18 protein-coding genes are annotated in these 22,235 nt (G+C 65.9%); 13 read left to right on the forward strand and 5 right to left on the reverse strand.

The window, feature by feature from the left end:
* The first annotated feature begins 57 nt into the window (after positions 1–57).
* From M1D40_RS06540 to dnaE, 5 genes are all read left to right on the forward strand, one after another.
* On the forward strand, positions 58–348 hold the full coding sequence (locus M1D40_RS06540) for a YggT family protein (protein WP_341392579.1): 291 nt from the start codon (positions 58–60) through the stop codon (positions 346–348).
* 156 nt (positions 349–504) lie between these two features.
* Entirely contained in the window at positions 505–1,212 is a 708-nt protein-coding gene (locus tag M1D40_RS06545; protein ID WP_341392580.1) for a DivIVA domain-containing protein, read from the forward strand.
* A 155-nt stretch (positions 1,213–1,367) separates the two neighbouring features.
* The gene (gene lspA, locus M1D40_RS06550; protein ID WP_461170598.1) at positions 1,368–2,072 is read left to right on the forward strand and encodes a signal peptidase II; all 705 of its coding nucleotides are present in this window, start codon (positions 1,368–1,370) and stop codon (positions 2,070–2,072) included.
* Positions 2,072–3,007, forward strand: coding sequence for an RluA family pseudouridine synthase (locus tag M1D40_RS06555; RefSeq protein WP_445818845.1), 936 nt, complete (start codon positions 2,072–2,074; stop codon positions 3,005–3,007). The genes lspA and M1D40_RS06555 overlap by 1 nt, the downstream gene beginning before the upstream one ends.
* Before the next feature lie 181 nt (positions 3,008–3,188).
* On the forward strand, positions 3,189–6,665 hold the full coding sequence (gene dnaE, locus M1D40_RS06560; protein ID WP_461171018.1) for a DNA polymerase III subunit alpha: 3,477 nt from the start codon (positions 3,189–3,191) through the stop codon (positions 6,663–6,665).
* Positions 6,666–7,250: 585 nt separating this feature from the next.
* Here the strand turns inward: dnaE and M1D40_RS06565 are convergent.
* Positions 7,251–8,750 (reverse strand): YhgE/Pip domain-containing protein, encoded by a 1,500-nt coding sequence (locus M1D40_RS06565; RefSeq protein WP_461170599.1) that lies wholly within the window; start codon positions 8,748–8,750, stop codon positions 7,251–7,253.
* A gap of 71 nt (positions 8,751–8,821) precedes the next feature.
* Here M1D40_RS06565 and M1D40_RS06570 point away from each other — a divergent pair, with 71 nt between their 5' ends.
* The 3 genes from M1D40_RS06570 (at position 8,822) to nrdR (ending at position 11,599) form a co-directional block, all read left to right on the forward strand.
* Complete coding sequence (locus tag M1D40_RS06570) at positions 8,822–9,487, forward strand: TetR/AcrR family transcriptional regulator (protein WP_341392584.1); 666 nt, start codon at positions 8,822–8,824, stop codon at positions 9,485–9,487.
* Positions 9,488–9,539: 52 nt separating this feature from the next.
* Positions 9,540–10,892, forward strand: coding sequence for a histidinol dehydrogenase (hisD, locus tag M1D40_RS06575; protein ID WP_461170600.1), 1,353 nt, complete (start codon positions 9,540–9,542; stop codon positions 10,890–10,892).
* A gap of 209 nt (positions 10,893–11,101) precedes the next feature.
* Positions 11,102–11,599 carry a transcriptional regulator NrdR gene (gene nrdR, locus M1D40_RS06580; protein ID WP_461170601.1) on the forward strand — a complete coding sequence of 166 codons (498 nt, stop codon included), beginning with the start codon at positions 11,102–11,104 and terminating at the stop codon, positions 11,597–11,599.
* A gap of 191 nt (positions 11,600–11,790) precedes the next feature.
* Here nrdR and ppgK read toward each other — a convergent pair whose 3' ends face one another.
* Positions 11,791–12,597 carry a polyphosphate--glucose phosphotransferase gene (gene ppgK, locus M1D40_RS06585; protein ID WP_461170602.1) on the reverse strand — a complete coding sequence of 269 codons (807 nt, stop codon included), beginning with the start codon at positions 12,595–12,597 and terminating at the stop codon, positions 11,791–11,793.
* Positions 12,598–12,638: 41 nt separating this feature from the next.
* Complete coding sequence (map, locus tag M1D40_RS06590; protein ID WP_461170603.1) at positions 12,639–13,517, reverse strand: type I methionyl aminopeptidase; 879 nt, start codon at positions 13,515–13,517, stop codon at positions 12,639–12,641.
* A 106-nt stretch (positions 13,518–13,623) separates the two neighbouring features.
* Here map and M1D40_RS06595 point away from each other — a divergent pair, with 106 nt between their 5' ends.
* Complete coding sequence (locus tag M1D40_RS06595; RefSeq protein WP_341392589.1) at positions 13,624–13,800, forward strand: SPOR domain-containing protein; 177 nt, start codon at positions 13,624–13,626, stop codon at positions 13,798–13,800.
* A gap of 4 nt (positions 13,801–13,804) precedes the next feature.
* Here the strand turns inward: M1D40_RS06595 and M1D40_RS06600 are convergent, their stop codons facing one another.
* Together M1D40_RS06600 and panB are read right to left on the reverse strand one after the other, a co-directional pair.
* The gene (locus M1D40_RS06600; protein ID WP_461170604.1) at positions 13,805–14,239 is read right to left on the reverse strand and encodes an NUDIX hydrolase; all 435 of its coding nucleotides are present in this window, start codon (positions 14,237–14,239) and stop codon (positions 13,805–13,807) included.
* 36 nt (positions 14,240–14,275) lie between these two features.
* Complete coding sequence (gene panB / locus M1D40_RS06605; RefSeq protein ID WP_341392591.1) at positions 14,276–15,154, reverse strand: 3-methyl-2-oxobutanoate hydroxymethyltransferase; 879 nt, start codon at positions 15,152–15,154, stop codon at positions 14,276–14,278.
* A gap of 255 nt (positions 15,155–15,409) precedes the next feature.
* Between panB and glnA the strand changes: the two genes are divergently transcribed.
* The 4 genes from glnA (at position 15,410) to M1D40_RS06625 (ending at position 22,144) form a co-directional block, all read left to right on the forward strand.
* On the forward strand, positions 15,410–16,750 hold the full coding sequence (gene glnA / locus M1D40_RS06610; protein WP_341392592.1) for a type I glutamate--ammonia ligase: 1,341 nt from the start codon (positions 15,410–15,412) through the stop codon (positions 16,748–16,750).
* A gap of 70 nt (positions 16,751–16,820) precedes the next feature.
* Positions 16,821–19,838, forward strand: coding sequence for a bifunctional [glutamine synthetase] adenylyltransferase/[glutamine synthetase]-adenylyl-L-tyrosine phosphorylase (locus M1D40_RS06615; RefSeq protein ID WP_461170605.1), 3,018 nt, complete (start codon positions 16,821–16,823; stop codon positions 19,836–19,838).
* 111 nt (positions 19,839–19,949) lie between these two features.
* Positions 19,950–21,419, forward strand: a complete 1,470-nt coding sequence (locus M1D40_RS06620) for an amino acid ABC transporter substrate-binding protein/permease (RefSeq protein WP_461170606.1) — start codon at positions 19,950–19,952, stop codon at positions 21,417–21,419.
* Positions 21,416–22,144, forward strand: a complete 729-nt coding sequence (locus M1D40_RS06625) for an amino acid ABC transporter ATP-binding protein (RefSeq protein ID WP_461170607.1) — start codon at positions 21,416–21,418, stop codon at positions 22,142–22,144. Before M1D40_RS06620 ends, M1D40_RS06625 begins: the two co-directional genes overlap by 4 nt.
* Positions 22,145–22,235: the final 91 nt, after the last annotated feature.

The following is a 22,235-nucleotide window of genomic DNA, read 5'->3' on the forward strand; positions in this document are numbered from 1 at the left end:
CGCCTCGGCGGGGACACTGCGGGCTGCTGCGGCTTCCCCGGAAACGAAACCACACGCGTGAGTATTATTTTTTCCCTGTTGTATCTGCTGCTGGTGCTCTTTTATTTTGCCCTGCTGCTCCGGATTGTTTATGACGCTGTCCAAATATTTGCCCGCCAATGGCGCCCGAAGGGGCCCGCCCTGGTGCTTGCCTCTGTGATCTACGGCGCAACGGACCCGCCCATCCGGCTCCTGCGAAGGTTCATTCCTCCGCTGCGGCTCGGCGGCATCTCCTTGGACCTGGCCTTCATCGTGCTGTTCATCGTGGTTGCCATTGCCAGGTCTATCGTCGCCAGCCTCATCCTGTAGGCACTGCGGCTGCTCCGGGTCCGGTTAGTCTTCCGCACCCGAAAGATATACTGTGAAAAAGAATAAGACTCCTTAGATTTGTATGTTCGTTATTCTGTACGTAGAACCGTCTGCTTGACTCGCAGGCGAATCTTATAACCAGTGTGAGGTGACCAGATGGCTCTGACGCCAGAAGATGTTGTTAATAAGCGGTTCCAGCCGACCAAGTTCCGTGAGGGCTACGATCAGGACGAGGTCGACGATTTTCTCGATGAGATCGTCGTTGAGCTTCGCCGCCTGACCGCAGAGAACGACGACCTGCGCCGGCAGCTCGCGGATTGCGTCGCCGGAAAGGGCGGCGAAAGCTCCGTTCCCGCTCCGGTCTCCGCAGCTGCCGCCAAGACCGACGAGGTCACGCAGCCGGTCAAGGAAGAAAAGAAGCCCGAGCCCGTCAAGGCCGAGGAGCCCAAGGCTCCGGCTGCCAAGGCTGAAGAGCCGAAGGTTGAAGCTCCGGCTCCGGCCCCGACTGCTGCTGCTCCCGCTGCTGCCGCTCCGGCTGCAGTGAGCAACACCGAGACTGCCGCCGGCATTCTGGCGATGGCCCAGAAGATGCACGACGACTACGTCGGTGCCGGTGTCGAGCAGCGCGACAAGATCATTGCAGAAGCACAGATTGAAGCCAGCGGCCTCGTTACCGAAGCCCAGGACAAGAGCCGCAAGATCCTCAGCAACCTGGAACAGCAGAAGGCTGTCCTGGAGCGCAAGGTTGAGCAGCTGCGCGGTTTCGAGCGCGACTACCGTGCACGCCTGAAGGCCTACATCGAAGGCCAGCTGCGGGACCTCGACGCCCGCGGTTCCGTTGCTTCGGAGACCGCCGACGCGTAACCCGAACAGCCCGTGGCAGCACGGGTGGACTAAACTGAGATAAAGCACGGGCCGGCTGGCCGGGACGCCCCGGCCAGCCGGCCCGTTGTTTTTGATGTCCGGGCGCGTCCTGCGGCGCGGCACACCTGCGAAAGCACCATGACGAAGAAAGCTACATGACGAAATCATCCGAGGAAGCTGCGGCTGCCGCCCCCGAAGGCCGTCCCGGCTCACACGTGCGTCCGGCCTGGTCCGGATACGCCCTGATTATGCTGGCCTGCGCCGCAGCGGCGCTGGTGTTCGACCAGCTGACCAAACTGTGGGTGGAAAACACGATGACGCTGGGCCAGGTCACTGATGTCCTGCCCCCGGTCCTGCGCTGGCACTACATCCTGAATCCGGGTGCGGCCTTCTCCATCGGGACCGACTACACATGGGTCTTCACGATCATCATGGTGGCTGTGAGCGGTTTCCTGGTGTACCTCATGCTGAAGGTGCGTTCCCTTTCCTGGGCCATCGCGCTGGGACTTGTCCTGGGCGGCGCTCTGGGCAACCTCACGGACCGGCTGTTTCGGGCCCCGTCCTTCGGCCAGGGCCACGTGGTGGACTTCATCGCACTGCCGAACTTCGCCATCTTCAACATTGCGGATTCCTGCGTCGTCAGCGGCGTGATCCTGGTCTGCCTGCTGACCCTCCGCGGAACGGGCCTTGACGGCAAGCGCGATGCACCCCGGGACGAGACAGCAGCGACTACCGCAGCCAGCGACCGTGCAGCCGGGAACACCGCACCCGGCGACACCGCCTCACCGCAGGACGGCGGACAGGAAAACGAGGCCCGGGAAACGGGTGCACCAGATACCAAGAACGGCGAAGACAAATAATGAACGAGATCCATACCGTGCTGCAGATCCCGGACGAGGCCGACGGCGGACGTGCCGATGCCGTCCTGGCCAAGCTCCTTGACGTCTCGCGCTCAACCGCCGCCACGTGGTTCACTGACGGTTACTTCAGCATGTCCGGGCGTCCGCTGGGCAAATCCGACCGCCTGGCTGCCGGGGACAAGGTCCACGTGGACATCCCGGAACAGCGGGATCCGCTGGCCGTCGTCGTCGAACCGGTCGAGGGTCTGAAAATCCTGGCCGATGACGAGCACTTTGTCGTCATTGACAAGCCGGTGGGCGTTGCCGCGCATCCGTCTCCCGGTTGGGTGGGACCCACCGTCGTGGGTGGGCTGGCCGCCGCCGGTTACCGCATCTCCACCTCGGGTGCGCCGGAGCGGCAGGGCATAGTCCACCGCCTGGACGTCGGTACGTCCGGTGCCATGGTCGTGGCGAAGACCGAGCACGCCTATAACGTGCTGAAGCAGGCCTTCAAGGAACGCACCGTGGACAAGATGTACCACGCCGTGGTCCAGGGCCTGCCGGATCCGCTGCGCGGAACCATTGACGCACCGATTGGCCGCCACCCGTCCTACGACTGGCGCTTTGCCGTCCTGGAAGGCGGACGGCCGTCCGTCACCCACTACGAGGTGCTCGAGGCCTTCGGCAAGGCATCCCTGGTGGAGGTCCACCTGGAAACAGGCCGCACGCACCAGATCCGTGTCCATTTCTCCGCCCTCAAGCATCCATGTGCCGGAGATCTCACCTACGGTGCCGAGGCCAAACTCGCGGCCGAACTGGGCCTGACCCGGCAGTGGCTGCACGCCCGGAAACTCGCCTTTGCGCACCCGGCGTCGGGGGAGCGCGTGGAAGTTCTCAGCGAATACCCGCAGGATCTGCAGTACGCACTGGACGCCCTGCAGCGCGGCGACGTCTAGGTGCCGGACCGCCGCAGCCGGACCCGACAGGGTTCGGCGCTCCGGCAGCGGGTGCCGGCGGCGGTCTGAGTGCGGCGCGCCGTCCGAAGCCGGCGGCGGCCGGGCCTAGAATGGTTCGGTGGCTTCAGCAACTAGTTCTTCGAAATCGTTTGTCCATCTTCACAACCACACCGAGTACTCCATGCTGGACGGTGCGGCCCGCCTGACGGACCTCTTCAGCCACGCCGATGAGCTCGGCATGAACGCCGTGGCGACCACCGACCACGGGTTCGTGTTCGGAGCCTTCGACTTTTGGAACAAGGCCCGCAATGCCGGCATCAAGCCGATCATCGGCGTCGAGGCGTACCTGACGCCCGGCACCGCCCGGGCGGACAAGACCCGCGTGAAGTGGGGCGACGGCGGGCGGAACGACGTTTCCGGTGCCGGTGCCTACACGCACATGACCATGTGGGCCGAAACCACAGAGGGCATGCACAACCTCTTCCGGATGTCCTCCCTGGCCTCGCTGGAGGGCTTCCTCTACAAGCCCCGCATGGACCGCGACCTGCTGCAGACCTACGGCAAGGGCCTCATTGCGACCACCGGCTGCCCGTCGGGCGAGGTGCAGACCAAGCTGCGTCTGGGCCAGTACCGCGAAGCCGTGCAGGCCGCTTCCGACTTCCGCGACATCTTCGGCGCCGAGAACTTCTTCTGCGAGGTCATGGACCACGGCCTGGACATCGAGCGCAACGTGCAGGCAGACCTGTTCAAGCTGGCTCGGGAACTGAACCTGCCGCTGGTGGCCACCAACGACCTGCACTACACCCACGCCGAAGATGCCTCCGCGCACGCCGCCCTGCTCTGCGTGCAGTCCGGGTCCTCGCTGGCAGACCCGAAGCGCTTCAAGTTCGACGCCGACGAGTTCTACCTGAAGTCCCCGGCCGAAATGCGCGCCATCTTCCGCGACTATCCCGAGGCCTGCGACAACACGCTGCTCATCGCCGAGCGCTGCGACGTCGAGTTCAACACCAACGCCAACTACATGCCGCGGTTCCCCACTCCCGAAGGGGAGAACGAGGAGTCCTGGTTCGTCAAGGAAGTCGAAGCGGGACTGCACCGGCGCTACCCGAACGGCATCACCGACGCCGTCCGCAAGCGCGCCGACTACGAAGTGGGCATCATTGCGCAGATGGGCTTCCCGGGCTACTTCCTGGTGGTGGCGGACTTCATCAACTGGGCCAAGAAGAACGGCATCCGTGTCGGCCCCGGCCGCGGCTCCGGTGCCGGTTCCATGGCTGCTTACGCCATGGGCATCACCGACCTGGACCCGCTGCAGCACGGCCTGATCTTCGAGCGGTTCCTGAACCCTGACCGCGTCTCCATGCCTGACTTCGACGTCGACTTCGATGATCGGCGCCGTTCCGAGGTGATCCACTACGTCACCGAGAAGTACGGCGACGAGCGCGTGGCCATGATCGTCACCTACGGCACCATCAAGGCCAAGCAGGCCCTGAAGGACTCCTCCCGCGTGATGGGCTACCCGTTCTCGGTGGGGGAGCGCCTGACCAAGGCCATGCCGCCGGACGTCATGGGCAAGGGCCTGTCCCTGGCCGATGTCCACAACAAGGAAGCCAAGCGGTACGGCGAGGCCGAGGAACTGCGCGAACTGCTGCGCACCGACCCCGATTCCCAGCGCGTGTTCGACACCGCGCTCGGCCTCGAGGGCCTCAAGCGCCAGTGGGGCGTGCACGCCGCCGGCGTCATCATGTCCTCGGATCCGCTGATCGACATCATCCCGATCATGCGCCGCGACCAGGACGGGCAGGTCATCACGCAGTTCGACTACCCCACCTGCGAAGGCCTGGGGCTGATCAAGATGGACTTCCTCGGCCTGCGGAACCTGACGATCGTTTCCGATGCCGTAGAGAACATCAAGAACAACCGCGGGGAGGACCTGGTCCTCGAGGACCTGCCGCTGGACCTGAAGCCCGCCTACGACCTGCTGGCCAGCGGCGACACGCTGGGCGTGTTCCAGCTCGACGGCGGACCCATGCGGTCACTGCTCAAGAGCATGCGCCCGGACAACTTCGAAGACATTTCCGCTGTCATCGCGCTGTACCGTCCCGGTCCCATGGGTGCGAACTCGCACACCAACTACGCGCTGCGTAAGACCGGGCAGCAGGAGATCACTCCGATCCACCCCGAGCTCGAGGAGCCGCTGGCGGAAATCCTCGGCACCACCTACGGCCTGATCGTTTATCAGGAGCAGGTGATGGCCATTGCCCAGAAGGTTGCCGGCTTCAGCCTCGGCCAGGCAGATATTCTCCGCCGTGCCATGGGTAAGAAGAAGAAGTCCGAGCTGGACAAGCAGTACGCCGGCTTCCACCAGGGCATGATCGACCGCGGCTACTCCGAGGCAGCCATCAAGGCCCTCTGGGACATCCTGCTCCCGTTCTCCGACTACGCCTTCAACAAGGCCCACTCGGCCGCGTACGGGGTGGTGTCCTACTGGACCGCCTACCTGAAGGCGCAGTACCCGGCGGAATACATGGCGGCGCTGCTCACCTCGGTGGGTGACGACAAGGACAAGCTGGCCATGTACCTGAACGAATGCCGCAAGATGGGCATCACGGTGCTGCCGCCGGACGTGAATGAATCCAGCGTGAACTTCACCCCGGTGGGCAATGACATCCGCTTCGGCATGGGTGCAATCCGCAACGTTGGCGCCAATGTGGTGCAGTCCATGGTGGCCGCCCGCGAGGAAAAGGGTGCGTTCACCAATTTCAAGGACTTCCTGATGAAGGTCCCTGCCGTGGTGTGCAACAAGCGCACCATTGAATCGCTGATCAAAGCCGGCGCGTTCGACTCGATGGGCCATGCCCGCCGGCCGCTGGCCATGATCCACGAAGAGGCGATCGATTCCGTCGTCGTGCTCAAGCGCAACGAGGCGGTGGGCCAGTTTGACCTCTTTGCCGCCATCACCGACCAGGAACCCGAGGACTCGATCAGCATCGAGATCCCGGACCTGCCGGAGTGGGAAAAGAAGGACAAACTGTCGTTTGAACGCGACATGCTGGGCCTTTACGTCTCGGATCATCCGCTGCAGGGGCTCGAGGGGATCCTGAGCCAGCACGCGGATTCCTCCATCACGAACATTGTGGGCGAGGAAGGCCCGGCCGACGGCGCCATTGTCACCATTGCCGGCATGATCACCTCGCTGCAGCGCCGGATCGCCAAGAACAGCGGCAACGCCTATGCGCGCTGTGAAATCGAGGACCTGGCCGGCTCCATGGAGGTCATGTTCTTCGGGCAGGTGTACGGGCCGATCGCAGCGGTGCTGGCGGAGGACCTGATTGTGGTGGTCCGCGGGCGGCTGCAGCGCCGCGACGACGGCGCGGTCACCCTGAACGCGCAGGAACTGACGGTGCCGGACCTCAGCGAGGGCCACTCCGGCCCCGTGGTGATTTCCATGGCCACCTACAAGGCGACGGAAACCGTGGTGACCCAGCTCGGGGACGTGCTCCGCACCCACCCGGGCACGTCCGAGGTTCAGATCCGGCTCAACGGATCGCGCAGCGTGGAGGTCATGAAGCTGGGCGTTGACCTGCGCGTGAACCCCACGCCGTCGTTGTTCGGGGACCTGAAGGTGCTGCTGGGTCCGGCCTGTCTCGACGCCTGAGCCTCGACGCCTGAGCCTTGACGCCTGAGCCTTGACGGGGCTCGGTGACCGGGGCGTTGGGAAGCCGGGGCCTGCCCTGTGACGGGCAGGCCGCGGCCTCCCCCCTTTCCGGGTCCACCGGAAACGCGCCTACCGCAGCGCCAGTCCGTGTTCCTTCAGGGCCTCTTCGATAAGGCGCAGCGCTTTGGGGCCGACGCCGTGCAACCGGGACAGCTCCGCGGTCCGCGTCCGCCAACTCCCGCAGCGACGAATATCCGGCGTCGCGCAGGCTGCGCGCTGCCGGTGCTCCGACCGGAGGCAGAGTGCCCAGTGATGAGGCCCCCATCCTCCGACCCTACGGGCGGTAATGTGCCGGGGAAAGACCCGGCCAAGATCAGGGCAAAGACCCCGCCGCAGAGACCCGTTCAAGACCAGGGCATCGGCCCGTCCCTGTCTCTGCCCGCTGTAGGGCCGGGAGGTGAAAAGCCCGCAGCCAGGGCATGACACCCAATGAGGGAGCCTCTTCTAGCCGGAAGCCCGATGACGGCTCCCACGACGGCCTCCCGGTGCCGGACTCCGGAAGCCTGCGGGCGGTGATTCGGAAGCCTAGACCGCAGCCTGACCGGCGGCCTTGGCCCCGCGCCGGCCAAACGCCCGGTCATATCCGGCGCTGCACAGGAAGCCGAGAACCAGCGAGACCGCCAGGATCAGGACCAGCGACAGAACATCGGCGCCCAGCCCGGTTTCAGTACCGGATCCGAAGTAGAGAACGCTGCGGACGGCATTGGCAATGTGGTGCAGCGGCTCCCAGGGCGCGATGGCCCGGAAGAAGCCCGGCAGAGCCTCCACCGGCACCACGGCTCCGGACGAGGGCAGGCCCATGAGCACCAAGTAGATCATCGAAACCAGCAGCCCGGCATTGCCGAAGACGGTCAGCAGGGCGAAAACGGCGGCCGACACCGCAGACATCGCCAGCCAGCTGATCAGGAACAGGGTTCCGCCGTTGGGCAGGGGAACTCCCGCGGCCGCGGCCACCCACATGACTACCCCGGATGCCGGGGCCGCCGCGGTGACAAAAATTCCCCACTTCAGCAACAGGGTCTTCCAGCGGGAGAGAGTGGTCCGCCGCGTTTCCAGAAACGCCGGTCCCATTTCCAGGGGCGTGATGCCCAGCCTGCCGTCCACCAGCACGTTGACGCCGATGGAACCGGTGAGGCCCAGGACGAGGAGCAGGATTGCGTAGTAGAAGGAACCCATGCCCAGGGCCGTGCCGTCTTCCACCTCGTGGTACGTGGCGGAGGCGATGTTGATGGGGTCCTGCAGCAGGACGGCCGAGGAGGCGCTGACGGCGGGCGCCAGCTGCTCGGCGAGCTGTGCGGGGGTCCCGGCCTGCTGCTGGGCGAGTTGCCGGGCAAACGCCTCCGTTGCCGGGCCTGCCTGGGCCGCCGCTTCCTGCGTCCTGCGGGCCTGCTCGTTCTGGGACGCCGTCAGCTGCTGCTCCACGGCGTCGCGAGCCTGGGCCTCAGCATCCAGTGCCGCGCTGCTCAGCTGCTCGCCCAGGGAGGTACTGGCCTGCTTCAGCCCGGGTTCGACGACGCCGGTGGCCAGGCGTGCCGCCAGCGCGCCGGCCTTGGGGTCGGTGTATACAGTGACCGAGGGCCGGGAGGCCCCTTCGCGGGTCAGCGAACCGGCCACCAGCCCCGCGGCGTCGGACGAGAAGGATTCGGGAATGACAACGGCCGCGTACACCTCTCCGTTGTCCAGCTGCTTTTGGGCATCCGTCCAGGACAGAACCCGCAGATCTAGTTCCTCTCCCTCCGCGGCGCGGTCCGCAAAGCCCGTCACGATCTCCTGGCCCAGATTTTGGGCCGGTGCGCCCTCGGCGGTTTCCTCAGTGCCGGAATCCTCATTGACCACTGCCACCGGGAAGTCCTTCAAATGTCCCGTCGGATTGGCCAGCCCGCCCATGTACAGGGCTGTGCCCACCGCTGCCAGCACGATGACCACGATCATGGGAAGCAGCCAGAACTTCGGCGCCCGGAAAGGGGAGCGGGGCCGCCGCGGTGCCGGGCGGGCCGCGTGGCGTGAGCGAACTGGGGTGGACATGGACATGGGGGCAGATCCTTTTCAAGCAACTTGGATACACTGGTGTATTGATTTCCTCCGACGATACACCCATGTATCGTGTGAGCATGCACCGTGCCGGAAAGAGGATTGCCATGGACGCCGACGCCGAACCTGCGAAGAGGTCCCGGATTGCCACCCGCCACCGCCTGCTGTCGACATCGGCGGACGTTTTTGCGGAGAAGGGGATCGAGGGAGCCAGCGTGGAAGAGCTGTGCGCAGCGGCCGGTTTCACGCGCGGCGCCTTCTACAGCAACTTCGCCACCAAGACCGATCTTGCGCTGGCCATGTACGAGGACCACATCGGGCAGCTCGCGGAGCGGCTGAACGGCCAGCTGGACCAGTGGCTGCGTCCCGGCGGACTGGAACCGACCGCCGTCGTCGAGCGCGTCCTCGAGGGGATGGCGGACTTTACCTCCGACACGGTATGGCACTCGGTCAGGCTCGAACTGCTGCTGGCTGCCCGGAGGTCCGAGCGTGTGCGCACCGTTGTCGCCGAGCAGCGCAAGGTGCTGGCTGAGGCTGTCACCGCTGCACTGGTTCGGGTTGCCGATGCACAAAATGCCGATTTCACGGTTGATGCATCGGAACTGGCGCGGTTGTTGCTCGCTGTTTACGACGGACGCCTCAACGAGCAGATCGCCGGCGGCGGCAGCCGTCCCCCGCAGCTGAACCTCGTCGCCATCACCTGGCAGAACCTCACCGCGCCCCGGGCGTAACGCAGCTGCCCGCCCGCCGTTCCGGGACCGGCTCGTGGGTAGACTGGAAAGCGTGACTTCTTCAAGCTCTGTTCCCGCCTTTGAATCCTTCCGCACCATTGACCTGCGCGGGCAGCATCTGAGCCCGGCCGGCTTGAAGCACGCCATGCCGCGCGCTGAAACCACCACCGATGTGGCCTCCGACGCCGTTGCCGCCATCATTGCCGATGTCCGCAGCCGCGGCTATGCCGCCCTGAGCGAGCTGGCTTCCCGCTTCGACGCCGTGGAACAGCACCACCCGCTGGTCCCCAGGTCAGCCCTGCGCGAGGCGCTGGCGCAGCTCGATCCGGCCGTCCGGGAGGCCCTTGAGGAGTCGATCCGCCGGGCCCGGCTCTTTGCCGAGGCCCAGCGTCCGCAGAACACCGATCTGCAGATTGGACCGGGAGCCAACGTCTCGCAAAACTGGCTTCCGGTGGGCCGGGTAGGTCTGTACGTCCCGGGCGGACTCGCCGTATATCCGTCATCCGTCGTGATGAACGTGGTGCCGGCCCAGGCAGCCGGTGTCCGGTCGCTCGCTCTGGCGTCGCCGCCGCAGCGCGAATTCGGCGGGCTGCCCCACCCGACCATCCTGGCTGCCGCAGAGCTGCTCGGTATCGAAGAGGTATACGCGATGGGCGGCGCCCAGGCCATTGCGGCCTTCGCCTACGGCATTGCAGCGGACGGAACCAACCCGGAACTGGCTCCGGTGGACGTGGTCACCGGGCCCGGGAACGTCTACGTGGCGACCGCCAAGCGGCTGGTCAAGGGGGTAGTGGGGATCGATGCGGAAGCCGGCCCCACCGAGATTGCCATCCTGGCCGACGGCGAAGCCGACCCCCGGCTTGTCGCCGCCGACCTGATCAGCCAGGCCGAGCATGACCCCAATGCCGCGTCCGTCCTCGTCACCGACTCTGAGGAACTGGCCGAACGCGTCCGGAGCGAACTCGGCCGGCAGGTTCCGGACACCCGGCACAGTACACGGGTTGAAACCGCACTCTCCGGACCCCAGTCCGGAACCATCCTGGTGGATGACCTGGAACAGGGAATCGACGTCTGCAACGCCTACGGGGCCGAGCACCTGGAGATTCAGACCGCAGCCGCCCCCGACGTCGCGGCCCGCATCACCAGCGCCGGAGCCATCTTCGTCGGCAGCTACAGTCCGGTCAGCCTGGGCGATTACTGCTCCGGCTCCAACCACGTGCTGCCCACTGCGGGCACAGCGGCCTTCTCCTCCGGGCTGAACGTGACGACGTTCATGCATGCCATCCAGGTCATCAACTACGACCGTGCTGCCCTGCAGGAAGTCAGTACCCACGTTGTCGCCCTGTCCCGCGCCGAGGATCTCCCGGCGCACGGCGATGCGGTGTCAGTCCGGTTCGAGTCCTGAGCTGACTGCCGTCACGGCCGGGACCTCCCGCGGTTGGACCACCATATGTAGTAGGTGCCTCTACTACATATGGTGACGGGCAGTTGGTGATGTCGGTACTGCGGCCCTAGAATGAGTGCGCAGCGCAGCATCTGCTGTGCCCGGCCTGATGTACCTGCAGCAGGCTTTGGACGCCCCCGGGCAACCGACCTCCAGCGAAAGGACACCGGATGTACTGTCCGTTCTGCCGCAACGCTGATTCCCGCGTCGTCGACAGCCGCTTGGCCGACGACGGATCCGCCATCCGCCGCCGCCGCCAGTGCCCCGAATGCGGCCGCAGGTTCAGCACGGTGGAGACCACCAGCCTGAGCGTTATCAAGCGTTCCGGCGTGGGGGAGCCGTTTAGCCGCGGCAAGGTCATCAACGGCGTGCGCAAGGCATGCCAGGGACGCCCCGTCAGTGAAGATGACCTGGCCATGCTGGCGCAGGAGGTCGAGGAGTCCATCCGAGCCAGCGGAGTGGCTGAAATTGACGCCCACGAGGTGGGTCTGGCGATCCTGAAACCGCTGCAGAAGCTGGACCAGGTCGCGTACCTGCGGTTCGCAAGCGTTTACCAGGCCTTCGAGTCACTTGAAGATTTCGAGGCAGCCATCGCAGAACTGCGCGGAGAACCCCGGCCTGCCGGTGCCGGTCCGGCGGATGCCCGGCGGCCGGTCACAACCCGCTGACCGGGGACACTCCGCCGGGGGCGCTGCTGTGGGGCCCGCCCCGGCAGCGGAGGCCTTGGGCGCAGCGCCTTTGACCGCAGCGCCTTTGTAGCAACGCAGCCTCTTTACAACACAGCCTCTTTACAACACAGCAAGGCGGCGGCAGGTTTCCCTGCCGCCGCCTTTGTTTTGTCCGCCCTCCGGCGGAAGGCCTAGCTGATGTACTTGAAGTGCATGGCCGCCTGGAGGGCCGCGCCCACAATGCCGGCATTGTTCTTGAGGTTGGCCGTGACCAGCGGCGTGCGCAGGTCCAGCAGCGGCAGGAAGTCCTCGCTGCGCTTGGAGATGCCGCCGCCAACGACAAAGAGGTCCGGCGAGAACAGGAACTCCACGTGGGAGAAGTACCGCTGCAGCCGCTTGGCGTATTCCTCCCAGCTGATGTCATCGCGTTCCCGGGCGGAGGCAGAGGCCCGGCTCTCGGCGTCGTACCCGTCGATTTCCAGATGCCCGAGCTCGGCGTTCGGCACGAGCACGCCCTTGTAGATCAGTGCCGAGCCGATTCCCGTGCCCAGGGTGATCACCAGGACGGTGCCGTCCACCTCGCGCCCGGCGCCGTAGCGTGCTTCCGCCAGACCCGCGGCGTCGGCGTCGTTCATGACCTGAACGTCCCGGCCGAGCGCCTTGGTGAGCAGCGTGTCGACGTCGGTGCCTATCCAGCTGTCGTCCACGTTGGCGGCCGAACGCGCGACGCCGTGCTGGATGATGGCCGGGAAGGTGACGCCCACGGGAACTTCGGGTCCGGGACCTCCGGGGCGGGAGGAAAGCTCGGCGACGATCTGGCCCACCACGCCGGCCACCGCTTCAGGCGTTGCGGGCTGCGGAGTGGGGATGCGGAACCGCTCGCCGATCAACTTGCCCTTGGTCAGGTCGACAATGCCGCCCTTGATGCCGGTGCCGCCGATATCAATGCCGATGACCGCGTTGGCGTCGCCGTGCTTACTCTTGTGTTTCTTGGCCATGGTTCTCCAGATGTAGGTCTGTCTAGGCGGCGTGAACGCTGCTAAGGGAGGGTCAAAACTTCGGCGCCGGTGTCCGTGACGAGCAGGGTGTGCTCAAACTGGGCGGTGCGTTTGCGGTCTTTGGTGAGGACGGTCCAATTGTCGTCCCACATGTCCCACTCGATGGTGCCGAGTGTGAGCATAGGCTCAATGGTAAACACCATTCCCGGTTCGATAAGGCGGCTGTAGGCCGGCGCGGCGTCGTAATGGGGGATGATCAGCCCCGTGTGGAACGCTTCGCCCACGCCGTGGCCGGTGAAGTCACGGACAACACCGTAGCCGAAGCGCTTGGCATAGGACTCGATGCTGCGGCCAATAACGTTGATTTCCCGGCCCGGCATGACCGCTTTGATGGCGCGGCGCAGGGATTCCTGGGTACGTTCGACCAGCAGCCGGGACTCCTCGTCCACGTTTCCCACCAGGAACGTCCAGTTCGTGTCGCCGTGGACGCCGTTGATGTACGCGGTGATGTCGATGTTGATGATGTCGCCGTCTTCAAGCACCGTGGTGTCCGGAATGCCGTGGCAGATGACCTCGTTCACCGAGGAGCACAGCGATTTGGGGAAACCCCGGTAGCCCAGGGTCGACGGATAGGCATGGTGGTCCAGCAGGAATTCATGGCCCACCCGGTCCAGCTTGTCCGTGGTGACTCCCGGGGCAATGTGCTTGCCGACCTCTACGATGGCCTGGGCGGCGATTTTGCTGGCCACCCGGATCTTCTCGATGGTCTCGGCGGACTTGACCTCGGAGCCGGTGAACGGGGCGGGAGCTTCCTTGCCGACGTATTCCGGACGCGCGATCGACGCCGGAACCGGAAGGCGGGGGCTCACTGCTCCCGGAGCGAGATGGCCGAGGGGTGCGGTGGCAAGAGTGTGGGGCATACCATCGATCTTATCGCCGGACGGCTTATGCCGCGGCACCGGGGCTCCCCAACCGGGGTTCGTACGGGATTTTCGTGCGGGAGCACGTTGAAGAGGAGAACACACCATGGCTGAGTACTGGTTCAATGTCGTCACCCACGAGGTTGAGAAGGGCCCGCAGTCCGACTGGACCAAACTCCTGGGTCCGTATCCGACTCAGGAGGAAGCGGAAATGGCCCTGCAGAAGGTTCAGCAGCGCAACGAAGCCTGGGACAAGGAAGACGAGGAAAACCGCAACTGGTAGCGGATCAGTTGTACAGGGACCCCACCATGGCACCGAGACCTCCGGCCAGCACGTGGGCCTGGGTCAGCGGCATCCAGCGGCACTCCCAGCGCTGCGGCCCGCCGTGCTCGGGATCGATTTCACCGGCTTCCCACCGCCGTGACATCGCCGGCGGCTGCAGTGCAGTGAGCAGGAAAAAGTGCCGGGTGGCAATCTCGAACCGGGCGGGGGAATAGTCGTAGGCCGTGGTTCCAAGCCGGCGCACGACCGCTGACTCGAGCCCGGTTTCCTCCCGCACCTCACGGACTGCTGCCGCGGCGGGATCTTCGCCCGGGCGCACGGTGCCAGCGGGAACCTGCACTCCGGTGACGTCCATCGGAACGTCAAGGTGCGTGAACACCAGGAGGTGCTCCTGTTCCACCACGTAGCAGACAACCTTTTCACTGCTCGTCTTCTCCACCCGGTGAGCCTACCGGCCTGATGGCGCCGGCCTGGTTCAGAAGCTGTGCTCCGGGCCGGGGAAGGAGCCGCTGCGCACTTCGGCGGCGTACTCCCGGGCCGCCTGCGACAAGACCGAGCGGACATCGGCGAACTGCTTGACGAACCTCGGCAGCGTGCCTCCCCGCATACCGGCCATGTCCTGCCAGACCAGCACCTGCCCGGTGGTGGCGTTCCCGGCGCCGATTCCAATGGTGGGGACGGCGACGGCGGCATCCACCTGCGCGGCGACGTCGGCGGGAACCATTTCCATCAGCACACAGAAGGCTCCTGCTCCAGCCAGGGCGGCGGCGTCGTCGAGCACTGCCTGCGCCGCGCCGCCCCGGCCCTGCACACGGTAGCCGCCCAGTGCGTGCTCGCTTTGCGGGGTAAAGCCCACATGGGCCATCACCGGGATGCCGGCGGCGGCCAAGGCCCGGACATGCGGTGCGTAATGCGCCCCGCCTTCCATCTTCACGGCATGGACCAGCCCTTCCTTGAGCAGCCGGATGGAGGATTCAACGGCTTGGGCGGGGGAGACCTCGTAGGAGCCGAAGGGCAGGTCGGCGACCACCAGGGCGCGGTTTGCGCCGGCCGTCACCGACCGGGCAAAAACAATCATCTCGTCAAGGGTGATCGGCAGGGTGGTGGCGTGGCCCATCACGTTGTTGGCCGCCGAATCCCCAACCAGCAGCACCTCAATGCCGGCTTCGTCAAAGATCGATGCCGTGTACTGGTCATAAGCGGTGAGCATGGCAAAATGCTGCCCGGAATCCTTGAGCTGCTGCAGGTGCGGAATCCGGATACGGCGCGGTCCTGCACCCGGGCCGGGGGCTGCACCGGCTGCCGGATCGGCGGGGCTGCCGGCGTATGGGGCGGGCTGTTCGGCATTACTCATGCGCTGAGCCTACTAAATCCGCCGGCGGCTGCGCGCCCGCCGCCGCAAGCCGCCTTAAACGGGTCCCGGCGGGCGCCGGAGCCCGGGTGCCCGCCGTTGCCGGACCCGTTGCCAGACCGCGGGCGTAACGCGGAGCCGGACCGGCAGCGCGGCGGCGGGAAACTGGCGCCGGATAGGTAGAGTGAAGACAGGTAGAACCACAGGCACGACGCCGGACGATCCGGAGCCGTGCCAACGTCCAGGAAGAGGGTAGGGATGAACCGCCAGCAGGAATTCGTTTTGCGCACCATCGAAGAACGAGACGTCCGGTTTGTGCGGTTGTGGTTTACCGATGTTGTCGGCACCCTGAAGTCCGTGGCACTGGCTCCGGCAGAGGTTGAAGGCGCCTTCGAAGAGGGCCTGGGCTTTGACGGCTCCTCGATCGAGGGCCTGGCCCGCGTCTTTGAATCCGACATGCTGGCCCAGCCGGACCCCTCCACTTTCCAGATCCTTCCGTGGCGGGGAGATTCCGAGCAGACCTCGCGCATGTTCTGCGACGTCCTTACCCCGGACGGCCAGCCCTCCGCAGCGGATCCGCGCAACGTGCTCAAGCGCCAGCTGGCCAAGGCCGCTGACATGGGCTTCACCTGCTACACCCATCCCGAGATTGAGTTCTACCTGCTGAAGTCCGACGAGTTGGGCCCCGACGGCGAGCCCGTCCCGGTGGACCGGGCCGGCTACTTCGACCACGTTCCCGGCGGCGTGGCCCAGGACTTCCGCCGCACCGCGGTGTCCATGCTCGAAGCCGTGGGCATCTCGGTGGAGTTCAGCCACCACGAGGCCGGCCCGGGCCAGAACGAAATCGACCTGCGGTACGCGGATGCGCTGCAGACGGCGGACAACATCATGACGTTCCGCACCGTGGTCAAGGAAGTGGCACTGACCACCAACTGCTACGCAACCTTCATGCCCAAGCCGTTCTCCGAGCACCCGGGTTCCGGCATGCATACGCACCTTTCGCTGTTTGAAGGCGACACCAACGCCTTCTTCGAGGCCGGCGCCGAGTTCCAGCTGTCCAAGACGGCCCGCCAGTTTATCGCCGGCGTGCTGCGCCACGCGCCGGAGTTCACCGCGGTGACCAACCAGTTCGTCAACTCCTACAAGCGGCTCTGGGGCGGCGGCGAGGCCCCCAGCTACGTCTCCTGGGGCCACAACAACCGGTCCGCGCTGGTCCGTGTGCCGCTGTACAAGCCGGGCAAGGGTCAGTCGGCGCGCATCGAGTACCGCGGCATCGACTCCGCAGCCAACCCCTACCTCTCCTATGCCGTACTGCTCGGCGCCGGGCTGAAGGGCATCGAGGAGGGTTACGACCTCCCCGCCGGGGCGGAGGACGACGTCGAGAGCCTCTCGGCAGCCGAACGCCGCGCCATGGGCCTGGACCCGCTGCCCGCCTCGCTGCATGATGCAGTCCGGGCCATGGAAGAGTCCGAGCTGGTGGCGGATATCCTCGGCGAGCAGGTCTTCGAGAACTTCCTGCGGAACAAGCGTGCCGAATGGAATGAATACCGCCAGCACGTCACGCAGTTCGAGCTGAAGAAAAACCTGGGCATTCTCTAGCCAACCCGCGGCAGCGGGCGCTATGGAGGACTAAACGACATGGAGGAATGAGCGACATGGAGAACCTCCGATGAGTCTTACCCGCAGGCTGATCGCCGCAGGGTTCACGGACCTGGAAAAAAGCAGCCGCTTCCTGCAGGCTCCCGAACTCGACGGACTGGACGAGACGGCCCTGTTCACCGGGTTCCTGCAGGCCGCGGATCCGGATCTTGCCCTGCAGTCGCTGGTCCGCCTGCTGGACCGGGTTCCCGAACTGCGGGAACTGGTGGAGGGCGGCGAGCAGGAGAGCGAAGCCCTGTTCCGGCTGCTCGGCGCCTCCGAGGCACTGGCGGAATTCCTGATGCGCCACCCCGAAGCCGCCGAGAGCCTGCGGTCGCCGCTGCGCGCCGAGCCGGCTGAGATTTCCGGTGACATCCTCCGTGCGTCGCTGCTGGAATCGGTCAAAGCCGGCACCGGGAACGCCCCCGTGGCCGGGCTCACGGGCACCGAAGCCTATGTGGCGCTGCGCACCCGCTATCGCCGGCATCTGCTGGACCTCGCCGTCCGCGATCTCGGGGCGGCCTCGCCCACCGATGTGCTGCCCGCCGTCGGCCGCGAACTCGCGGATCTCGCCGGTGCGGCCCTGGAAGCGGCGCTGGCCGTATCCCGCGCGGAACTCGCTGCCAGCTACCCGGCGGAAGACATTTCCCGCGTGCGCCTGGCCGTTATTGCCATGGGCAAATGCGGGGCACGGGAACTGAACTACATTTCCGACGTCGACGTCATTTACGTGATGGAATCCCCGGGCCTGGACGAGACCCCGGCAGCGAAGATCGGCACGGCCCTCGCCGCCGGCATCTCCCGGGCCATTAACGCATCCGCTCCGGAACCGGCGCTGTGGGAGGTGGACACAAACCTGCGCCCCGAGGGCAAGGACGGTCCGCTGGTGCGGACCCTGGACTCCCATTTGAACTACTACACGCGCTGGGCCCACACCTGGGAGTTCCAGGCCCTGCTCAAGGCCCGCGCCGCGGCGGGGGATCCGGACCTGGGCCGGCGCTACGAAGAAGCGGTGGCCCCGCTGATCTGGTCCAGCACCGAACGCGAAGGTTTCGTGGAGTCGGTCCAGGCCATGCGCCGCCGGGTCACCGACAACATTCCCGGCCATGAAGAAGGGCGTCAGCTGAAGCTGGGCAGCGGCGGCCTGCGCGACGTCGAATTCACCGTCCAGCTGCTGCAGCTCGTGCACGGCCGGACCGATGAAACGCTGCGCGTGCGCTCCACGACGTCGGCCATAGCCGCCCTCAGCGAGGGCGGCTACATTGGGCGCAGCGACGCCGTCGACCTCGACACCGCCTACCGCTACCTCCGGGTCCTGGAACACCGCATCCAGCTGGTGCATATGCGGCGCACCCACCTGATGCCGGACACCGAGCCGGCCCTGCGCGCCCTGGCCAAGGCGTCCAGCGGCTCCCTTGCCGTCGGCCGCCCCACCGCCGAGCGGCTCACCGACACCTGGCAGCGCACCAAGCGGCTGGTCCGCCGGCTGCATGAGAGCATCTTCTACCGTCCGCTGCTGAACACCGCCTCCAACCTCAGCGTGGACGAGGTGAAGCTCTCCCCGGCGGCCGCACAGGCTCGTCTCGCGGCGCTCGGGTATGCGGACCCCAAGGGCGCCATGCGGCACATCGAAGCACTGACGGCCGGCATCAGCCGCCGCGCCGCCCTGCAGCGGCAGCTGCTTCCGGTGCTGCTGGGCTGGCTTGCCGACGGCGTGGACCCCGATGCAGGACTGCTGGGCTTCCGGCGCCTGAGCGAGTCGCTGGGGGAGACGCACTGGTACCTGGGCATGCTGCGCGATTCCTCCGCGGCAGGGGAGCGGCTGTGCTCAATCCTGTCCTCCAGCCGGTTCATCACCGACCTGCTCGAAGTCTCACCCGAGGCCACGGCCTGGCTGGACACGGACAAGGACCTGGTGCCGATGTCCTTTGAAGCCCAGTGGCAGGAAATCCGGTCCAAAATGTCCCGCCATCCCGATCCGCGGGGGGCCATGCGCCTGATCCGCCTGATCCGGCGCCGGGAGATGCTGCGGATAGCCCTCGCCGACAGTGCGGGCCTGCTCTCCCAGGAAGAGGTGGGCCGGGCGCTTGCCGACGCGGACCGGGCCGCCGTGCTGGGGGCGCTGCACGTTGCGGAGGCCGATGTACTGGCGGGCGAGGAGAAACTCACCGACATGCTGGTGGTGGCCATGGGCCGGCAGGGCGGGCAGGAAATCGGCTACGGCTCCGACGCCGACGTCCTCTACGTCCACCGCGCGTTGCCCGGCGCCGATCCCGGGGCCGCGCAGTCCCAGGCCGAGCGGATCGTCAGCCAGCTGTCCGCACTGCTGCAGCAGCCGTGCACACCGGCAATCCTGGCGGAAAAAGTGCTGGTCCTGGATGCGGGGCTGCGCCCGGAAGGGCGGAACGGTCCGCTGGTGCGGAGCCTGGGATCCTACCGCGAGTACTACAGTCGCTGGTCCCTGATCTGGGAAGCACAGGCACTGCTGCGCGCCCGTCCGATGGCCGGCAGCGACGAGCTGGCCGAAGACTTCATGGACCTGATTGATCCCATCCGGTACTCGGCCGGAGTCAGCGAACAGGACATCCGTGAAATCCGCCGCATCAAGGCACGGGTGGAAAATGAACGCCTGCCCCGCGGTGCGGATCCTTCCCGGCAGCTGAAGCTGGGCCGCGGCGGCCTCAGCGACGTCGAGTGGCTGGTGCAGCTGCTGCAGCTCGAACATGCCGGCACCCATCCGGAACTTCGGACCACCGCCACGCTTCCGGCACTTGATGCCATAACCGCGGCCGGGCTGCTGCCGGCCGCCGATACGGCCATCCTGCGCGAAGCCTGGCTGCTGGCCAGCCGGATCCGCTCCGCCAACGTTATCCGCGGCGGACGGAATCCCGACGTGTTGCCTTCCTCACGCCAGGAGCTTGAGGCGGTGGCCCGCTGGTGCGGCTACGGACCGGGCCAGGCCGGCGTTTTGGAAGAGGATTACCTGCGAATTACCCGCCGGTCCCGGGCCGTCTTCGAGGGCTGGTTCTACGGCTACAACTCTTCCTGATTCCGGACCGGAGGCCTCCCGGTTAGTTCCTGCGCTCCGCGCTGGGTAGGCTCTATGAGGCATTATCGGCATTTTTGTGCCGTTCCGGAACATCTAGGAGACGTTTTCACCTTGCACACTGGCAAACGGGCCCTCCGGGGCCGGGCTCGGTTCGCCGCGCCCTTTATCGCGGTGACTGCGGCCATCGCACTGCTCCTTGGCGTCCCCGCAACCGGGGCCTTTGCGGCAGATTCCCCCAGCGGCGTCGAAGGCCAGAGCTTCGCCGTCGGCACCGACACCACCTTTGCACCCTTCGAATTCCGCCAGGACGGCGAGCTCGTGGGCATCGACATGGACCTGATTAACGCGATTGCCGAGGAAGAGGGATTCAGCGTTGACATCCGCTCCCTCGGCTTTGACGCGGCGCTGCAGTCGCTGCAGTCCAACCAGGTGGACGGCGTCATCGCCGGCATGTCCATCACCGAGGAACGCCAAAAGGTGTTCGATTTCTCGGACCCGTATTTTGAGTCCGGCATCCAGATGGCCGTCGCCGAGACCAACGATGACGTGTCCGGTTACGAGGACCTGGCCGGCAAGCGCGTGGCGGTCAAGACCGGCACCGAAGGCCAGACGTTCGCGGAATCCATCAAGGACGAGTACGGCTTCACCGTGGTCGCCTTTGCGCAGTCCGCCCAGATGTACGACGACGTCAAGTCCGGCGGCTCCGTGGCAGTCTTCGACGACTATCCGGTGCTGGCCTACGGCGTGGCCTCGGGCAACGGCCTGAAGACCGTCACGGAGAAGGAAGTTGGCTCCTCCTACGGCTTCGCCGTCAACAAGGGAACCAACCCCGAGCTGCTGGCCGCGTTCAACGCCGGCCTGGCCGAGCTCAAGGACAGCGGCGAGTACGACGAAATCCTCGACCGCTACCTGGACGCCGGCGCCGAAGACTCCAGCTTCTGGTCGCTGGTCACGGACAATGCGCCCGCGTTCGCCAAGGGCATGGGTCTGACCCTGCTGGCCACGGCCCTGTCGCTCGTCTTTGCCCTGGTGCTGGGTGTGATCTTCGGCTTCTTCAAGGTGGGCTCCAACGTCATCCTGCGCGGAATCGCCACCGCCTATGTGGCAATCTTCCGCGGCACGCCCGTCCTGGTGCAGGCCTTCTTCTTCTACTTCGGCCTTCCGCAGCTCATCGGCCAGCCCGTTGACGTGCTCACCGCCGGTGTGCTGACCCTGTCGCTGAACGCCGGCGCTTACATGACCGAAATTGTCCGCGGCGGCATCCAGTCCGTGGATCCCGGCCAGATGGAAGCATCCCGCAGCCTGGGTCTGGGATACGGCAAGACCATGCAGAAGGTCATCATTCCGCAGGCAGTAAAGATCATGACGCCGTCATTCATCAACCAGTTTGTGATCACCCTGAAGGACACCTCGCTGCTGGCCGTGATCGGCTTCGCCGAGCTCACCTACCAGGCCCAGCAGATCTACGCCGTGAACTTCCGCACCGCCGAGGTGCTGCTGATCGTTGCGGCCCTGTACTTCATCGTCATCACGCTGCTGACCAAGCTGGCGGACGTCCTGGATAAGAGGTTCAACAAGTGAGCAAGATCCAAACGCGCGGACTGCGCAAGTCCTACGGCACCAACGAGGTCCTCAAGGGCCTGGACGTCACCGTCGCCGAGGGTGAAGTCGTGTGCGTCATCGGCCCCTCCGGCTCCGGCAAGTCCACGTTCCTGCGCTGCCTGAACAAGCTCGAGGACATCACTGCCGGCGAGGTGGAGGTCAACGGCTTCAGCCTCACCGATCCGAAGGTGGACCTGAACAAGGTGCGCCAGAACATCGGCATGGTCTTCCAGCACTTCAACCTGTTCCCGCACATGTCCGTGCTGCAGAACGTCATGCTCGCGCCGCTGGAACTGAAGAAGGGCTCCAAGGCCGAAGTCCGAGCCAATGCCCTGCGGCTCCTGGACCAGGTGGGACTGGCGGACAAGGCCGACGCCCGTCCGGCACAGCTTTCCGGCGGGCAGAAGCAGCGCGTGGCCATTGCCCGTGCGCTGGCGATGGCTCCGGACATCATGCTCTTCGACGAAGCCACGTCGGCCCTCGACCCCGAAATGGTCGGCGAAGTGCTGCAGGTTATCCGCGACCTGGCCAAGGCCGGCATGACCATGGTGGTGGTGACCCACGAAATGGGCTTTGCCCGTGAAGTCGCCGACCGCGTGATCTTCATGGCCGACGGCCACATTGTCGAGGAGGGCGCTCCGGAGGAACTGTTCTCCCAGCCCGAGCAGCCGCGGCTGCAGGACTTCCTGGCCAAGGTGCTCTAGCTCCGCTTCCACTTCCGCACCGGCACCGGTGTCACGACGACGGCGGCCGTTCCCTGAGGGGGACGGCCGCCGTCGTCGTCTGTGCGCCGTC

This window comes from Arthrobacter sp. Z1-15 (assembly GCF_054792395.1).

Coding starts and splice junctions, on each gene's coding strand:
- M1D40_RS06545 (WP_341392580.1), top strand. CDS start 505: ATGGCTCTGACGCCAGAAGATGTTGTTAATAAGCGGTTCCAGCCGACC.
- lspA (WP_461170598.1), top strand. CDS start 1,368: ATGACGAAATCATCCGAGGAAGCTGCGGCTGCCGCCCCCGAAGGCCGT.
- M1D40_RS06555 (WP_445818845.1), top strand. CDS start 2,072: ATGAACGAGATCCATACCGTGCTGCAGATCCCGGACGAGGCCGACGGC.
- dnaE (WP_461171018.1), top strand. CDS start 3,189: ATGCTGGACGGTGCGGCCCGCCTGACGGACCTCTTCAGCCACGCCGAT.
- M1D40_RS06565 (WP_461170599.1), bottom strand. CDS start 8,750: ATGTCCACCCCAGTTCGCTCACGCCACGCGGCCCGCCCGGCACCGCGG.
- M1D40_RS06570 (WP_341392584.1), top strand. CDS start 8,822: ATGTATCGTGTGAGCATGCACCGTGCCGGAAAGAGGATTGCCATGGAC.
- nrdR (WP_461170601.1), top strand. CDS start 11,102: ATGTACTGTCCGTTCTGCCGCAACGCTGATTCCCGCGTCGTCGACAGC.
- ppgK (WP_461170602.1), bottom strand. CDS start 12,597: ATGGCCAAGAAACACAAGAGTAAGCACGGCGACGCCAACGCGGTCATC.
- map (WP_461170603.1), bottom strand. CDS start 13,517: ATGCCCCACACTCTTGCCACCGCACCCCTCGGCCATCTCGCTCCGGGA.
- M1D40_RS06595 (WP_341392589.1), top strand. CDS start 13,624: ATGGCTGAGTACTGGTTCAATGTCGTCACCCACGAGGTTGAGAAGGGC.
- panB (WP_341392591.1), bottom strand. CDS start 15,154: ATGAGTAATGCCGAACAGCCCGCCCCATACGCCGGCAGCCCCGCCGAT.
- glnA (WP_341392592.1), top strand. CDS start 15,410: ATGAACCGCCAGCAGGAATTCGTTTTGCGCACCATCGAAGAACGAGAC.
- M1D40_RS06615 (WP_461170605.1), top strand. CDS start 16,821: ATGAGTCTTACCCGCAGGCTGATCGCCGCAGGGTTCACGGACCTGGAA.